We start from the raw sequence: 14,235 nt of genomic DNA on the forward strand, positions 1-14,235 counted from the left end.
GCGATTTGTAGGCCCGATAAGGCGGTACGCCGCCATCCGGCAACAGATTCACTCTTTCATCAGGAGATAGCTATGTTTGATTTACTCCTGCGCCGTGCGCGCCTCGTCGACGATACCCTGACTGATATCGCCATCCAGGACGGGAAAATCGCGGCGCTGGGCGAGATTAGCGCGCCCTCCCGTAAAACCATTGAGCTGAACGGCAACGTTTACGTCAGCGCTGGCTGGATTGACTCTCACGTTCACTGCTACCCGAATTCACCGATTTATCACGATGAGCCGGATAGCGTCGGCATCGCCACCGGCGTCACCACCGTGATCGATGCCGGCAGCACCGGCGCCGACGACGTTGATGACTTCTATCAACTGACCCGCAAAGCGGCGACGGAAGTTTATGCGTTGCTCAACATCTCCCGCGTCGGGCTGATTGCGCAGAATGAGCTGGCGAATATGGCCAATATCGACGCCGCCGCGGTGCAGCAGGCGGTGCAGCGTCATCCTGACTTTATCGTCGGCCTGAAGGCGCGGATGAGCAGCAGCGTCGTCGGCGAAAACGGCATTACGCCGCTGGCGCGCGCCAAGGCCATTCAGCAGGAAAACGGCGATCTGCCGCTGATGGTGCACATCGGCAATAACCCGCCGAACCTCGATGAAATCGCCGATCTGCTGAGCAGCGGCGACATCATTACCCACTGCTATAACGGCAAGCCGAACCGTATTCTTAATCCTGCCGGCGAGCTGCGCAGCTCCATTACTCGCGCTCTGCAGCGCGGCGTGCGCCTCGATGTCGGCCACGGTACCGCAAGTTTCAACTTTGAAGTGGCGCGGCGGGCAATTGCGATGGGCATTCTGCCGCACACCATTAGCTCCGATATTTACTGCCGTAACCGTATCGATGGCCCGGTGCGCTCGCTGGCGCTAGTGATGTCGAAGTTCCTCGCCATCGGCATGACCCTGCCGCAGGTGATTGACTGCGTGACCGTCAGCGCCGCCGAGGGGCTGCGCCTGGCGCGTAAAGGGCGTCTGGAAGCGGGCTTTGATGCCGATTTAACGCTATTTAGCCTGCAGCATCAGCCCACGTTGCTGGTGGATGCCGAAAAAGAGAGCCTGCAGGCTGACAACATTCTGGTGCCGCTGGCCGCGATTCGCGCGGGCAAGGGCTATCTGACCGAACAAGGGAGCGCGGAACATGCCTTCGATTTTTGAGAAATACCATTTAAAACAAGTTATTAATACTTCAGGCCGGATGACGGCGCTGGGCGTCTCCACGCCGCGCCCGGAAGTGGTTGAAGCCGCGATGGCCGGTATGAACCAGTACTTTGAAATGAAAGACCTGGTGAATAAAACCGGCGAGTACATCGCCAAACTGCTGGATGTGGAAGGGGCGACCGTTGTCTCCTGCGCGTCGGCGGGGATTGCCCAGTCGGTCGCAGCGGTGCTGGTGAAAGACAGCGACTGGCTGCTGGAGAACCTGCACGTTACGCCAGTTGAGAATAACGAAATCGTGTTGCCGAAGGGCCATAACGTCAACTTCGGCGCGCCGGTTGGCACCATGGTGGCGCTGGGCGGCGGTAAGCTGGTGGAAGCGGGCTACGCCAACGAATGTTCTGCCCAACAGCTGGCGGCGGCGATCACTCCGCGCACCGCGGCGATTCTGTATATCAAATCCCACCACTGCGTGCAAAAAAGCATGCTTAACGTCGCGCAGGCCGCGGAAGTGGCGCGCCAGCATAACTTACCGCTGATCGTCGATGCGGCGGCGGAAGAAGATCTGCAGTGCTACTACCGCATGGGCGCCGACCTGGTGATTTACAGCGGCGCGAAAGCGATTGAAGGGCCGACCAGCGGGCTGGTGATTGGCAAAACCCAGTACGTTGAATGGGTTAAACGCCAGTCGATGGGAATTGGCCGGGCGATGAAAGTGGGCAAAGAGGGCATCCTCGGCCTGACCTGCGCGATTGAACACTACCTGACGGCGACCAAAGAGAGCGGCCAGCAGATGGTAGCCAAGATGACGCCGTTTATCGAACAGCTCAACACTCTCAACGGCGTGACCGCGCGGGTGGTGTGGGATAGCGCGGGCCGCGATATCGCTCGTGCCGAAATTAAATTTGATGAAGCGACCACTGGCGTGAATACCGGCGATCTGGTTAACGCGCTGAAGCAGGGCGAATACGCCATTTACTTCCGCGGCTATAAAGCGAATGAAGGCATTATTGAAGCCGATGTCCGCAGCGTGAACGCGCAGCAGCTGGAGGTGGTCGCTCGCCGCATCGCAGAAGTTCTGAATAAGGAGAAAAAAGCATGAAACTGACCCCAAACTTTTACCGTGACCGCGTGTGTCTGAACGTACTGGCGGGCAGCAAAGACAACGCCCGTGAAATTTACGACGCGGCGGAAGGTCACGTACTGGTCGGCGTGCTCTCCAAAAACTATCCAGACGTCGCCAGCGCGGTGGCCGATATGCGTGAATACGCGAAGCTGATTGATAACGCGCTCTCCGTCGGGCTGGGCGCAGGCGACCCAAACCAGTCGGCGATGGTGAGCGAGATTTCTCGCCAGGTGCAGCCGCAGCACGTCAACCAGGTCTTCACCGGCGTGGCTACCAGCCGCGCGCTGCTCGGGCAGAATGAGACCGTGGTGAATGGCCTGGTCTCGCCGACCGGCACGCCGGGAATGCTGAAGATCTCAACCGGCCCGCTGAGCAGCGGCGCGGCGGATGGGATTGTTCCGCTGGAAACCGCCATCGCGCTGTTGAAAGATATGGGCGGCAGCTCTATCAAATACTTCCCGATGGGCGGCCTGAAGCACCGCGCTGAGTTCGAAGCCGTCGCCAAAGCCTGCGCCGCGCACGATTTCTGGCTGGAGCCGACCGGCGGTATCGATCTGGAAAACTACAGCGAGATCCTGAAAATCGCGCTGGATGCCGGCGTGAGTAAAATCATCCCGCATATTTACAGCTCGATTATCGATAAAGCCAGCGGCAACACCCGCCCGGCCGATGTGCGCCAGTTGCTGGAGATGACCAAACAGTTAGTGAAGTAGTGCCTTTGCCCCTCACCCTAACTTTCTCCCGGAAGGAGAGGGAACCATCTGGTTTTCTCCCTCTCCCTTTGGGAGAGGGCCGGGGTGAGGGGAAACTTATCCCACCGAACCATCAAGGAGTTACCATGCCAACCGCTCGTCACCTGCTTGTTGCTTCACTGTCTTTGCTTGCCGCCGGCGCCGCCGCGCAAACCCACTACGCCTGGATTGGCACCTATAATCCTAATGGCGAAGGTCTGTATCGCTTTACCGTCGATGCCAAAACCGGCGCTCTGCGCGATAAGGCGCTGGTAAGCTCGTTGCCGAACGTCGCGCAGCTAACCGTGTCGCGCGATGGCAAAACGCTGTATGCCGCCAGTGAAGTCGAAAAAGGCGTGGTGCAGGCGTGGCGAATTGACAAGAACGGCGAGCTGACGGAACTCAACCAGGTTGCCTCCGGCGGCGCCGGGCCGGTGTATCTCTCCCTGACGCCGGATGGTAAATATCTGTTGGTGGCCAACTACGTTAGCGGCAGCACCGCCGTGCTACCGGTGAAAGAAGATGGTAGCCTGGGCGAAGCGGTGGATGTGCATCAGGATGAAGGTCCGGCCGGCGCCGAACGTCCGGCGGCGGCCGTCGAGGGCAGCTTTGCTATTAGCGATCACAATGGCCCGCATGCCCATATGATCGCCGCCGATCCCAGCGGAAAGTTTGTTTACTCCACCGATCTCGGGCTGGATCGGATCTATCAGTATCGGCTGGATAGCGCCAGCGGCAAACTGACGCCAAACGATCCGCCGTTTATCGCCGCCTCGTCGCCGGGCGCCGGTCCGCGCCACTTCGTCTTTACGCCAAAGGGCGACGGTCTGTGGCTGATTAACGAAGAAGCGTCGACGCTGACCTTCTATCATCTTGATAAGCAAAGCGGCCTGCTGCGCGAAGGCAAAACCGTCTCCGCGCTGCCGAAAGAGTATAAGGGCACCAGCTTTGCCGCGGGCCTTGTGCTGAGCAACGATGGCAAACAGCTATACGTCGCCAACCGCCTGCATAACAGCATTGCTCACTTTAGCGTGTTGGCTGACGGCAGCCTGAGCCACCAGGAGGATATCTGGACGCGTGGGGATTACCCCCGTACGCTGACGCTGGATAATCAGGGGCAGTGGCTGTACGTCATGAACCAGCGTAGCGATAATATTACCCGTTTTAGCGTGGCGCCGAAGGATGGCAAATTAACCTTTGCCTCAGACTACACGCCGGTCGGTAGCCCATCGCAGATGGTGATATCCGCCCAACCCTGAGCCGTAACAACAAGGAACTGACATGCGATTTCCCAACCAACGCTTAGCGCAACTCTTCACCCTGCTGCGAAATGAAACGCTGCCGCAGGATGAACTGGCGCAGCGGCTGTCGGTTTCTACCCGTACCGTGCGCGCCGATATTACCGCGCTGAATGCGCTGTTGGCGCAGTATGGCGCGCAGTTTACCCTCAACCGCGGTAGCGGTTATCAGTTGAAGATTGACGACCGATCGCGTTTTCAGGCGCTGGAGGAGACGGCGCCGAAGACGCAGCACGTGCCGCGTACCGCCCAGGAGCGCATCCACTTTTTGCTGGTGCGTTTCCTGACCTCGGCGTTCTCCATCAAGCTGGAAGATCTGGCCGATGAGTGGTTCGTCAGCCGCGCCACGCTGCAGAATGATATGGTCGAGGTGCGCGAGCGCTTCCAGCGTTATCAGTTGACTCTTGAAACCCGCCCGCGCCACGGCATGAAGCTGTTCGGCAGCGAGGTATCGATTCGCGCCTGCCTGACCGATTTACTGTGGGAGCTGACGCTGCAGGGCGGCATTAATCCGTTGATTAGCGCCGAGGCGCTGGAAGCGGATGTTCCTGCGCAACTGGAACCGGTGCTGCAGGAGACGCTCACGCGGCATCATATTCGCCTCACCGATGTCGGCGAGCGCTTTATCTGCCTGTACGGCGCGGTTGTGGTGCGCCGCGTGAGTGAAGGCTACCCGCTGGCCGATTTTAGCGCCGAAGATGTGGCGCAAAACGTCCGCGACGCCGCGCGTGATTTGGCGGGAGAGCTACAGCGGTTGGCCGGAAAACCCTTCTCGCCCGCCGAAGAAGAGTGGCTGTGCGTGCATATCGCCGCTCGCCAGGTACAGGATGTCGACCCGGAAACGATCAGCGCCGACGATGACGAAGCGCTGGTCAATTACATTCTGCGTTACATCAACAGCCAGTATAACTACAACCTGCTGGACGACGCCCAGCTGCACGCCGATCTGCTGACCCACATTAAGACCATGATCACCCGCGTGCGCTATCAGATAATGATCCCCAATCCGCTGCTCGATAACATCAAACAGCACTATCCGATGGCATGGGATATGACACTTGCCGCGGTATCGAGCTGGGGCAAATACACCCCTTATACCATCAGCGAAAACGAAATCGGCTTTCTGGTGCTGCATATCGGCGTCGGGCTGGAACGCCACTACAACATTGGCTACCAGCGCCAACCGCACGTACTGCTGGTATGCGATACCAGCAATGCGATGGTGCGGATGATCGAAGCGATCCTGCAGCGCAAATATCCGCAGTTGGAGATCGCCGCCACCATTTCCCAGCGCGAGTATGAACAGCGAGAAGCGATCGATGAGGACTTTGTTATCTCAACGGTGCGGATTAGCGAAAAAGATAAACCGGTGGTGACCATCGCGCCGTTCCCCACCGATTACCAGTTGGATCAGATTGGCAAGCTGGTGCTGGTGGACCGTACCCGTCCGTGGATGTTGAATAAGTACTTCGATGCCGCCCACTTCCGGGTGATCGATAAGCCGATGGATCAGCAAACATTGTTCGCCGAGCTGTGCCAGCAGCTGGAACAAGAAGGTTTTGTCGATGCGGAGTTTCATGATTCGGTGGTCGAGCGTGAAGCGATTGTCAGCACCATGCTGGGTGACGGTATTGCGCTGCCGCACGCCCTCGGCCTGTTAGCGAAAAAGACGGTGGTCTATACCGTTATTGCTCCGCAGGGAATCGCCTGGGGCGACGAAACCGCCCATATCATCTTCCTGCTCGCTATTAGTAAGAGCGAGTATGAAGAGGCGATGGCGATTTACGATATTTTTGTGACGTTCCTGCGCGAGCGAGCCATGAGCCGCCTCGCCGCGACCCGCAGCTTCGATGAGTTTAAAACGGTGGCGATGGAGTGCGTCAGCCGGTTTTGAGAGGCGTTTTCCAGATTCGAATGTAATTCAAATGTAATGCTATACTGCATTACAACATTCCCCTTTCTGGAGGCATAATGGCCACGCTCAATGTTCGACTGGACGATAAACTCAAAAAAGAGGCTTATGCCGTGCTGGAGAAACTCGATATGACGCCAACGGAGGCGGTACGCCTGCTGTTTCAATACATTGCGGAAAATGGCCGCATGCCGGTGAAAAGTATGACCATCAGCGATGGCGAAGCGGCGTTGTTACGCACCGTTCGCGAGCGGCTGGAAAACCCACGGCCGGGGGTTAAGGTGAGTCTGGATGACCTATGAACTGGAGTTTGATCCACGAGCCTGGCGCGAATGGCAGAAGCTTGGCGAGACGGTCAAAAAACAGTTCAAAAATAAGCTCCAGCAGATTGTGCAGAATCCGCGAATGGAGTCGGCCAGGCTGAGCGATTTGCCGGATTGCTACAAAATCAAGCTTAAGGCGTCAGGTTATCGGCTGGTGTATCAAGTACGAGATAGTGTGGTGGTGGTTTACGTTATTACCATTGGCAAAAGAGAGAAAGCGGCCGTTTATCATCAGGCGAATAAACGGCTCTAAACGCTATCGCAAATGATGCACGACCTGGTTGCTGCTGCCGCGCCAGATAAGCGCCGGGTCTTTTAAATCCTGCACAAACTTACCGTCGACCAGCACGTTAATCAGGTTCACGACTTGCATCTGTGCGTCATTGAGCTCGTCGAGCTTATAGCCGGTCCAGACCCAGATATCTTTGCCCGGGCATTCGGCGCGCACGCGCTGAACCAGATTGAGGATCTCCGCGACGTTTTGCGGATGCAGCGGATCGCCGCCGGAGAGTGAAAGCCCCTGGCGTTTAATGCGGGTATCGTTGAGGTCGGCGATGATGCGGTCGGCCATCCCGGTTGTGAAAGGCATACCGGAATTTACCCGCCAGGTGCTTTTGTTGTAGCAGCCGGGGCATTCGTGGACGCAGCCGGAGACAAACAGGGTGCAGCGGGTGCCGGGGCCGTTGACGATGTCGACGGGGTAATACTGGTGATAATTCATTGTTTCCTCTTCTCATTTGCCGCTGCAGCGTCGTTGGCTGCGCTCACTCGCCCGGGTCACTTACTCCAGTAAGCTCCCCGGGACTTACTCGTTTGCCGCCTTGCTACAACGCCAACTGATTTGAGGAAACCCAACAGGCCGTCTGGGATTCCTTCGTTTGCCGCCTTGCTCTGACGTTAATTGCTTTGCGAAAACGGAGGAGTGGGGCCATTTCCCGGCGTCGCTGCGCTCGGCCGGGCTACGACAGTAGTAGTGGTAGCCCGGATAAGGCGCTGCGCACCGCTATCCGGGAAAAGCGCATTGGTCTTTAACCGATCTGTCCATTGCCCAGGTGCTTCACGCGGCGCTTCACTTCTTCCTGCTTGCCGGCATTGAACGGACGCGCGTCCGGGCTGCCGAGATAACCGCATACCCGGCGGGTCACCGATACGCGGGCGGCGTCGTGGTTGCCGCATTTCGGGCAGGTAAAGCCCTTGCTGGTGCACTCGAACTCGCCGGTAAAACCGCACTCGTAGCATTCATCGATCGGCGTATTGGTGCCGTAATACGGTACGTGCTGATAGCTGTAATCCCACACGTCTTCCAGCGCCTTGAGGTTATGCTGGATATTCGGATATTCGCCGTAGCAAATGAAGCCGCCGTTGGCCAGCGGAGGATACGGCGCTTCAAAATCGATCTTGTCGTACGGGTTAACCTTCTTCTCGACGTCGAGATGGAAGCTATTGGTGTAGTAGCCTTTCTCGGTCACGCCCGGAACCACGCCGAATTCGGCGGTATCGAGGCGGCAGAAGCGATCGCACAGGTTTTCGCTCGGCGTGCTGTACAGGCTGAAGCCGTAGCCGGTCTCTTCCTTCCACTGTTCAACGGCGTCGCGCAAACGCTGAACGATGGCGATGCCTTTTTCACGCAGCGCTTCGCTATCGTACATATGCTGATTGTTGTACAGCGCGTTGATGGTCTCGTGAATCCCGATGTAGCCCAGGGAAATGGACGCGCGGCCGTTCTTGAAAATTTCCGCGACGTCGTCGTCGGCTTTCAAACGCACGCCGCAGGCGCCTTCCATATACAGAATCGGCGCGACGCGGGCTTTCACCCCTTCCAGACGGGCGATACGGGTCATCAGCGCTTTGCGCGCCAGCAGCAGGCGCTCGTCCAGCAGCGCCCAGAAGGCGGCTTCGTCGCCTTTCGCTTCCAGCGCGATACGCGGCAGGTTCAGGCTGATAACGCCGAGGTTGTTGCGCCCATCGTGTACCTGTTCGCCGTTCTCGTTTTCCCACACGCCGAGGAAACTACGGCAGCCCATCGGCGTTTTAAACGACCCGGTGACTTTCACTACCTGATCGTAGTTGAGAATATCCGGATACATGCGCTTGCTGGCGCACTCTAATGCCAGCTGTTTGATGTCATAGTTCGCATCGCCGAATTTATGGTTCAGGCCGTCGCGAATAGCGAAGACCAGTTTCGGGAATACCGCCGTTTTGCGGTTTTTGCCGAGGCCGGCGATGCGGTTGCGCAGAATCGACTGCTGGATCAGGCGCGACTCCCAGCTGGTGCCGAGGCCAAAACCAAAGGTGACGAATGGCGTCTGGCCATTGGCGGTATGCAGCGTGTTGACCTCATACTCCAGCGACTGGAACGCGTCGTAGCACTCTTTCTCGGTACGCGTACGCGCATAGCCTTCGGCATCCGGGATCTGCCACTCTTCGGCAATTTTACGATGCTTTTTGAAGCTCTCGGTGACGAACGGCGCCAGCACTTCATCGATACGGTTAATGGTGGTGCCGCCGTAAATATGGCTGGCGACCTGGGCGATAATCTGCGCCGTGACCGCGGTGGCGGTAGAGATAGACTTCGGCGGCTCAATTTCGGCATTGCCCATTTTAAAGCCGTGCGTCAGCATGCCTTTCAGGTCGATCAGCATGCAGTTGAACATCGGGAAGAACGGCGAATAGTCGAGATCGTGGTAGTGGATCTCGCCGCGCTCGTGCGCCTGTACGACATCGCGCGGCAGCAGATGCTGACGGGCATAGTGTTTGGCTACGATACCGGCCAGCAGATCGCGCTGGGTCGGGATCACTTTACTGTCTTTGTTGGCGTTCTCGTTGAGCAGCGATGAGTTGGTTTGCTCGACCAGACCACGAATTTCCTGGTTCAGACGGCCGCGCTTTTCACGCTCGATATCGCGATCGTGGCGATATTCGATATAGGCGCGCGCCAGCTGTTTCCACGGGCCGGACATCAACTGGTTTTCCACGGCGGTCTGGATATCGTTGATATCGACCTGCGCGCGGCCCTGCATTTGCTGGCTAACGACTTCTGCGACGGTGGCGCAATAGTCTGCGTCATCGACTCCCGCTGCTTTAGCTGCACGCAGAATTGCTTCTTTAATGCGCTCTGACTTGAACGGCACTTTACAGCCATCACGTTTCATCACATGCGGTGTCATGATCACTCCATATATAGAACAGGTTATCCACAGAGGCGGAAGGTCTCCCAAAAGCGCGCCACGCTACGAGTAGCGGCGTTTGCCTTCGGATCCGGCCCTTTTTATCCACATCTCATCACCGCCCAACAACGACAAGATATGGTGACATAATAGACGATTAATACAATATGTAGGGCCGGGGCGCATTTTAAGTTCTATATGTAGTGATTTGCATCAAAGATGTTTGCGATTTTATTGACCCAGAACAAGGTAAAAAGGTGAGAGTACGGATGATGGGCGCTGGCGTAAATGTAAATTTAGGCGCTTAAAATATAAGCAAAAATTGGGCCCGAACGCTAAAGGAACGGGCAGAATATTCAGGCAATCAATGTATCGTTAAGCAGATCGACCAGCAGCAGCAGGGCGTAGCGGGCATGCAGCGGGTTGGCTGGCAGCGGAAGCACGGCGCTTGCCATATCGGCCAGCGCATGCTGTTCCGGGGTCAGAGCGATAATCGTCACCCCTTGCGTACGCGCCTGCAGCGTCGCGCTCTGCAATACGGTATTGGCTTCGGCGGTGGCCAGCACCAGCAGCAGGTGATCGTCATTAAGGGTACTGGCGGTCATTCGCATCAGCGCCGCATCCTGGCAGAGATTAATCGCGATGCCGGATGGCAGCAGCTGGTGCTGCAGCAGCGCCGCCAGCGCCACATCCTGGGCGCCGAGGGCGAAGCAATGCACCGCGCGGGCGCTCAGCAGGCGCGATTTGCACTTCTCCACCGCCGCTTCGGCGGTGTGGCCGAGCTGGCGGGTTAGCGTATCGCCGAGGCTGCTAAGTTTGTCGCGCCAGGCGACGGGCAGGGCGGCGCTATCCGGCGTGAGCCAGCTGGTGCGTCGTTCGCTGGCCTGCGCCAGCTGTTTACGTAAATCGCGAATATCATCACAGCCCACTGAACGGGCGAAGCGGGTGATGGTGGCCGGGCTGACCCCCGCGCTGGCGGCCAGCTCATCAATGGAGGCGCTGGCGGTAAAGCTAAGATTTTCCAGAATAAAGGCGGCGACGCGCGACTCCTGAGCGCTAAAGCGGATCAATCCTTCCTGTAGCTGACCTACGATATCCATCCTGATGTTCCCTTTGGCAGTACCCGGAATTGAAAATATTTTTCACTTAATGAATAGCCGTTTTTATAGCATCTGCGCAGGCGATTTCCTATGTCTGGCGTCGATATTTCGCAATGGCACGAAGAAATAGTGCGCAAAAATTGAGCCTCGATCACATCGGTGAAAATTATTTTCATATAGCCTTCACTATCACACAATATTAACAATATAGTCGCATAGGCCGTGAGGGCTGAAGCGATAAACACGCAAAGGGGAAGCGCAATGCCACGAATCGTACTCTGTTGTGCCGCAGGCATGTCGACCAGCATGCTGGTGAACAAAATGAAAGCGGAAGCCCAGCAGCGCGCGCTGGCGCTGGAAATCTACGCGGTGGCGGTGGCGGAATTTGAACGCGAACTGCCGAACGCCGATGTCATCCTCCTCGGGCCGCAGGTCAAATACGAAGCCGGCCGCCTGACCGCGCTGGCGGCCCCGCAGGGTAAAGCGGTGGCGGTGATCGATATGGCCGACTACGGCATGATGCGCGGCGCCGCGGTGCTGGATAAAGCGCTGGCCCTGCTCGAACGCTAATTTTCTAATCCCGTTTTTATCACCCTCACGCGCGGTCCTGGCGATCGCGCGCGGCGATCTGCATGCCGAAAAATGCGAATAGAGGTCACTATGCAAGCACTGAAAATCGCCGTTATCGGCGGCGGCAGCAGCTACACGCCGGAGCTTATTGAAGGGATTATCGTTCGTTATGAGCAGCTTCCGGTCACCGAGCTGGCGCTGGTGGATGTCGAATCCGGCAGGGAAAAAGTTGAGATCATTGCCGCGTTGGCCCGGCGGATGTTGAAACATAAAGGGCTGGATCAGGTGGTGGTCAGCGTCCACTTTACGCTCGATGAGGCGATCCGCGGCGCCAGCTTTGTGCTGACGCAGCTACGCGTCGGTCAACTGGCGGCGCGCGCCGCCGATGAACGGCTGGGGCTCAAATATCATCTGTTGGGCCAGGAGACCACCGGCGTCGGCGGGTTCGCCAAGGCGCTGCGGACGATCCCGGTGATCCTCGAAGTTGCGCGCAAAGTGGAACAGCTGGCGCCGGAAGCGTTCATTCTTAACTTTACCAACCCGGCGGGGATCGTCACCGAGGCGGTCAGCCGCTACAGCAAGGCGAAGATCATCGGCCTGTGCAACGTGCCGATCAACATGCAGCACATGATCGTCGGCATGTTGGGCGCGCAGGAGTCCGAAGTAAAACTGCGCTTTGCCGGGCTCAACCATATGGTTTGGGTGCATAAGGTGCTACAGGGGCGCGAGGATGTCACCGGTAAAGTGATCGATATGCTCTGCGACGGTAAGGCGCTGTCGATGAACAACATTAAAGAACTGCCGTGGCCGGCGGAATTCCTCCGCGCGCTAAAGGCGATTCCGTGCCCTTATCATCGCTATTTCTGGCTGACGCCGGCGATGCTGGCGGAAGAGATCGCCGCAGCGAAAACCAAAGGCACCCGCGCCGAGCAGGTGATGAAAGTCGAGCAGGAGCTGTTTGCGCTGTACGCCGACCCGCAGCTGGAAGAAAAACCAGAGCAGCTGAGCTTTCGCGGCGGCGCTTACTACTCGGAAGTGGCCGTTGAGCTTATTAACGCGATTCACAACAACCTGGGCGCGGAGATGGTGGTAAACACCCGCAACAACGGCGCGATTCACGGCCTGGATGATGATGCGGTGGTGGAAACCAACAGTATTATCGATGCGCAAGGGGCGCGGCCGCTGGCGTTCGGCCCGTTGCCGCCGGCGATGAACGGCCTGACGCAGCAGGTAAAGGCCTTTGAACGGCTGACGATCGAAGCCGCGGTACACGGCTGCCGCGAGAGCGCGCTGCTGGCGCTAGTGGCTAACCCGCTGGTCGGTAATGTCACCGATGCCCAGGCGCTGCTGGATGAAGTGTTAACGATAAACCGTCAATGGCTGACGCAATTTAACTGACCGCTATTTCCCTCGGGAGCACACCATGTCGAATACAAGCTGGATTGAACGTTACGTCATGCCGGCGGCGCTGAAAATCGCCGGGCAAAAGCACGTCCTGTCGGTACGCGATGGCATCATTCTGAATATGCCGTTTATGCTGATTGGCTCGTTTTTCCTGATTTTCGCCTACCTGCCGATCCCCGGCTATGCCGACATGATGAGCGGCCTGTTTGGCGAGGTCTGGCGCGATAAAATGCTGTACCCGGTGAAAGCGACCTACGACATTATGGCGCTGATTTCCAGCTTCGGCATTGCCTATCGGCTGGCGGAGAAGTACCGCACCATCGACCCGCTGAGCGCCGGGGCGATGTCGCTGGTGGCCTTTGTGATGACTATCCCGCAGAACACCCTCTTTACCCCGGTACACGGCGCGGCGGAGGTGATTAAAGGGGTGATCCCGGTGAGCATGGTCGGCAGCCAGGGGTTGTTTGTCGCTATTGTCATTTCGCTGCTGTCGACGGAGATTTATCGTTTGGTCGCCAGCCGTAACCTCGTTATCCGCATGCCGGACGGCGTGCCGCCGGCAGTGGCGAAATCTTTCCTCGCTCTGATCCCCGGCTTCTGTGTTCTGGCGGTGGTGCTGGCGCTGCGCCTGGCGGTTGAGGCCTCGCCGTTCGGCGACATCAACAGCATGATTGCCACCCTGATCGGTATTCCGATGCACCACGTCGGCGGTACGCTGCCGGGGATGATTATTTCGGTGATAGTGATCGGTATTTTGTGGACGCTGGGCCTGCACGGCGACGCGATTGTGCTGGTATTTATCCAGCCGGTGTGGCTGTCGAATATGTCAGAGAACCTGACGGCGTTTCAGAACGGCCAGCCGATCCCGCATATCATTACCCAGCAATTTTACGATCTGTGGATTGCGCCCGGCGGCACCGGCGCGCTGCTGGGGCTGGTGATATTTATGTTGCTGCGCAGCCGTAGTCAGCAGATGAAACAGCTGGGGAAAATTGCCGCGCCGGGAGCGTTGTTTAACATCAGCGAGCCGATGGTGTTCGGCATCCCGCTGGTGATGAACCCGTACTTCTTCCTGCCGTTTATTTTAACGCCGGTGCTGCTGGTGATCGTGTCCTATACCGCAATGGCGACCGGGCTGGTTGCGCCGCCGGCCGGAATCGCGCTGCCGTTCACTACGCCGATCTTCATCAGCGGCTATCTGGCGACCGGCGGCCATATTTCCGGCACCATACTGCAGGTCGTGAATTTAACTATTTCGCTGGTGGTCTACTATCCGTTCTTCCGCGCCTGGGATCGGCTGAAGGCCAAAGAGGAGCACGCCTCAGCGCAGCCGCAGGAGAGCGTTATCCTTCCTGACGCTGACCGCGCGTAAACTCCAGCCCCACGAACCGGTAGCCC

Annotated in this window: 13 protein-coding genes; 10 read left to right on the forward strand and 3 right to left on the reverse strand. The window is 57.8% G+C overall.

Annotated features, from left to right (window positions below):
• Positions 1 to 72 precede the first annotated feature (72 nt).
• The 7 genes from PGR10_RS22450 (at position 73) to PGR10_RS22480 (ending at position 6,849) form a co-directional block, all read left to right on the forward strand.
• Positions 73 to 1,206, forward strand: coding sequence for an amidohydrolase/deacetylase family metallohydrolase (locus PGR10_RS22450; protein WP_430924124.1), 1,134 nt, complete (start codon positions 73 to 75; stop codon positions 1,204 to 1,206).
• Positions 1,190 to 2,308, forward strand: coding sequence for a DgaE family pyridoxal phosphate-dependent ammonia lyase (locus PGR10_RS22455; RefSeq protein WP_395226849.1), 1,119 nt, complete (start codon positions 1,190 to 1,192; stop codon positions 2,306 to 2,308). The genes PGR10_RS22450 and PGR10_RS22455 overlap by 17 nt, the downstream gene beginning before the upstream one ends.
• Positions 2,305 to 3,045, forward strand: a complete 741-nt coding sequence (dagF, locus tag PGR10_RS22460; RefSeq protein WP_430924125.1) for a 2-dehydro-3-deoxy-phosphogluconate aldolase — start codon at positions 2,305 to 2,307, stop codon at positions 3,043 to 3,045. Before PGR10_RS22455 ends, dagF begins: the two co-directional genes overlap by 4 nt.
• A 125-nt stretch (positions 3,046 to 3,170) precedes the next feature.
• A complete protein-coding gene (locus tag PGR10_RS22465; RefSeq protein ID WP_087858329.1) occupies positions 3,171 to 4,322 on the forward strand; it encodes a lactonase family protein in 1,152 nt (383 codons plus the stop codon).
• A gap of 22 nt (positions 4,323 to 4,344) precedes the next feature.
• Positions 4,345 to 6,255, forward strand: coding sequence for a BglG family transcription antiterminator (locus PGR10_RS22470; protein WP_213794684.1), 1,911 nt, complete (start codon positions 4,345 to 4,347; stop codon positions 6,253 to 6,255).
• A gap of 77 nt (positions 6,256 to 6,332) precedes the next feature.
• Entirely contained in the window at positions 6,333 to 6,575 is a 243-nt protein-coding gene (locus tag PGR10_RS22475) for a type II toxin-antitoxin system RelB/DinJ family antitoxin (protein WP_002886901.1), read from the forward strand.
• On the forward strand, positions 6,565 to 6,849 hold the full coding sequence (locus PGR10_RS22480; RefSeq protein ID WP_430924126.1) for a type II toxin-antitoxin system RelE family toxin: 285 nt from the start codon (positions 6,565 to 6,567) through the stop codon (positions 6,847 to 6,849). The genes PGR10_RS22475 and PGR10_RS22480 overlap by 11 nt, the downstream gene beginning before the upstream one ends.
• A 3-nt stretch (positions 6,850 to 6,852) precedes the next feature.
• On the opposite strand, the gene nrdG is transcribed toward PGR10_RS22480, so the two are convergent.
• From nrdG to PGR10_RS22495, 3 genes are all read right to left on the reverse strand, one after another.
• Entirely contained in the window at positions 6,853 to 7,317 is a 465-nt protein-coding gene (nrdG, locus tag PGR10_RS22485; protein WP_047055717.1) for an anaerobic ribonucleoside-triphosphate reductase-activating protein, read from the reverse strand.
• Positions 7,318 to 7,624: 307 nt separating this feature from the next.
• A complete protein-coding gene (nrdD, locus tag PGR10_RS22490; protein ID WP_087858331.1) occupies positions 7,625 to 9,763 on the reverse strand; it encodes an anaerobic ribonucleoside-triphosphate reductase in 2,139 nt (712 codons plus the stop codon).
• A 356-nt stretch (positions 9,764 to 10,119) separates the two neighbouring features.
• On the reverse strand, positions 10,120 to 10,863 hold the full coding sequence (locus PGR10_RS22495; protein ID WP_316425314.1) for a MurR/RpiR family transcriptional regulator: 744 nt from the start codon (positions 10,861 to 10,863) through the stop codon (positions 10,120 to 10,122).
• A 261-nt stretch (positions 10,864 to 11,124) separates the two neighbouring features.
• Here PGR10_RS22495 and PGR10_RS22500 point away from each other — a divergent pair, with 261 nt between their 5' ends.
• The 3 genes from PGR10_RS22500 to celB all read left to right on the forward strand — a co-directional run bounded on the left by PGR10_RS22500 (position 11,125) and on the right by celB (position 14,209).
• Positions 11,125 to 11,433: a PTS sugar transporter subunit IIB gene (locus tag PGR10_RS22500; RefSeq protein WP_020079792.1), complete on the forward strand. Its 309-nt coding sequence runs from the start codon at positions 11,125 to 11,127 to the stop codon at positions 11,431 to 11,433.
• Between the two features lie 90 nt (positions 11,434 to 11,523).
• The gene (locus tag PGR10_RS22505) at positions 11,524 to 12,831 is read left to right on the forward strand and encodes a 6-phospho-beta-glucosidase (RefSeq protein ID WP_430924127.1); all 1,308 of its coding nucleotides are present in this window, start codon (positions 11,524 to 11,526) and stop codon (positions 12,829 to 12,831) included.
• A gap of 25 nt (positions 12,832 to 12,856) precedes the next feature.
• The gene (gene celB, locus PGR10_RS22510; protein ID WP_015704207.1) at positions 12,857 to 14,209 is read left to right on the forward strand and encodes a PTS cellobiose transporter subunit IIC; all 1,353 of its coding nucleotides are present in this window, start codon (positions 12,857 to 12,859) and stop codon (positions 14,207 to 14,209) included.
• Positions 14,210 to 14,235 lie beyond the last annotated feature (26 nt).

Origin of the sequence: Klebsiella sp. 141198 (assembly GCF_050600785.1) — a bacterium.
In the GTDB taxonomy this organism is placed as follows: Bacteria; Pseudomonadota; Gammaproteobacteria; order Enterobacterales; family Enterobacteriaceae; genus Klebsiella; species Klebsiella aerogenes.